The sequence below is a fragment of the Candidatus Erwinia dacicola genome (assembly GCF_001756855.1).
In the GTDB taxonomy this organism is placed as follows: domain Bacteria; phylum Pseudomonadota; class Gammaproteobacteria; order Enterobacterales; family Enterobacteriaceae; genus Erwinia; species Erwinia dacicola.
On record NZ_MAYS01000039.1, the window covers coordinates 1 to 1,752 of the forward strand.

3 protein-coding genes are annotated in these 1,752 nt (G+C 47.0%); all 3 read left to right on the forward strand.

The annotated features are described in order from the left end of the window. Nucleotides 1-521: 521 nt before the first annotated feature. Nucleotides 522-1,226 (forward strand): phosphohydrolase, encoded by a 705-nt coding sequence (locus BBW68_RS00930; RefSeq protein ID WP_070133623.1) that lies wholly within the window; start codon nucleotides 522-524, stop codon nucleotides 1,224-1,226. 72 nt (nucleotides 1,227-1,298) lie between these two features. After that, nucleotides 1,299-1,466, forward strand: coding sequence for a hypothetical protein (locus BBW68_RS18605; protein ID WP_186821235.1), 168 nt, complete (start codon nucleotides 1,299-1,301; stop codon nucleotides 1,464-1,466). A gap of 11 nt (nucleotides 1,467-1,477) precedes the next feature. Then, nucleotides 1,478-1,752 (forward strand): IS6 family transposase (locus BBW68_RS00935; RefSeq protein ID WP_148127486.1); only part of this gene is annotated, 275 nt, incomplete at its 3' end.

The following is a 1,752-nucleotide window of genomic DNA, read 5'->3' on the forward strand; positions in this document are numbered from 1 at the left end:
AAAGGCTAACTCATCAATAACTTTGCAACAGTGCCAAATAAAAATACAATACAATCAATTCATGACGTTAGTTTAAAAAACAAACAGGGGTATAAACAGGGGTATTAAGTGTGCCGCCTTCCGTCATTGCGGTGTGACTCAAACTTGGCTGCCATGCCGTAATGAAAATAATATTTCACCATAATACAATATGTTACTGCGAATAAAGCTTGTACGATTGCGGTCATTGATAATGGATATCAGTTCACTCCATTCGCGAGTTAAAAGCCGTTTAAACCGTGCCAGCGTTTAATTTATGGAGCAGTGTGTAACTTGAGATCATAACATTTATTTATCTTTTGATCGAAAATTAGTCACACCCTAACGGATTGGTAAAAAGCTGAAAATGCAAAAATGTTGTGAGAACGTTAAAATAACCGCTATAAGTTTGATGTGGATCTCATTTATGCTGATATGCTGTGCCGTTACAGTGGGCAACCACCACTGACATCTCAAAAAATCCAAAAAATAAGGAGAAGTCTATGAACCTGACCCATTGGCAATCCCGCTTTGACGCTTTTCTCTTCGAAACTTGGCAGCATGGCGATAAAGCTCATGATATTGCGCACCTTAAGCGCGTCTGGCGAAGCGCGCAGCGCATCATGCAGGGGACAGAGGCTGATGAGCTGGTGGTGCTCACCGGCTGCTGCTTCCACGACATCGTAAACCTGCCAAAAAACCATCCCGAGCGTCATCTGGCCTCGAAACAGGCCGCAGATGAAACCCGGCGCATTTTGCGCGAGGTATTTCCTGATTTTCCCACAGACAAAATTGAGGCGGTGGCGCATGCGGTGCACGCCCACAGCTTCAGCGCTGGTGTGACGGCAAAAACACTGGAGGCGAAAATTGTGCAGGACGCTGACCGCCTTGAATCGCTGGGTGCAATTGGCCTAGCGCGCGTGTTCTACGTTTCGGGTGCACTGGGGCGTTCGTTATTTGACAGCAACGATCCGCTGGGGCGTGACCGTTCGCTGGATGATGCCGAGTGGGCGCTGGACCATTTCCAGAAAAAACTGCTAAAGCTGCCTGAAACTATGCAGACCGCTGAAGGGAAAAGGCTGGCCGAATTTAACGCCAGTTTCCTAGTAACCTATATGGCGAAGTTATGCGCTGAATTAAAAGGGGATTTCTGTGCCCTAGATCAAAGCGTGCTGGAGGAGTTCAGCCCGTTAGCAGAGAAATTTTAAATTTTTGTGACAGCATGGTTGCGTCGCACATTAGAGGTTAGCTTGTTGGGACAATTCTCAGGAGAATCAGGTATGACCGACAAAGTCAGTTTAACTATCAAGATCGATCCTTCCCTTAAGGAAACGATTAAAGCCGTTGCTCTGGAAAACCAGCTTTCGTTGAGTGAAGTTGTGACTCTAGTGAAAAGGGCACTGTTGCAAAGATCTGGCGATGGTAAACTGATGCCACTATTTAGTTGAAGGAACGGCACATGAACCCATTTAAAGGTCGACATTTTGAGTGTCATATTATCCTGTGGGCCGTCCGCTGGTACTGCAAATATGGCATCAGTTATCGTGAGCTGCAGGAGATGCTGGCTGAGCGAGGGGTAAATGTCGATCACACCACGATTTATCGATGGGTTCAGCGTTCTGCACCTGAAATGGAAAAGCGGCGGCGCTGGTACTGGCGTCAACCTTCCGGTTTTGGCTCATGGCATCTCGATGAAACCTACGTGAAGGTCAACGGACGCTGGGCTTATCTGTA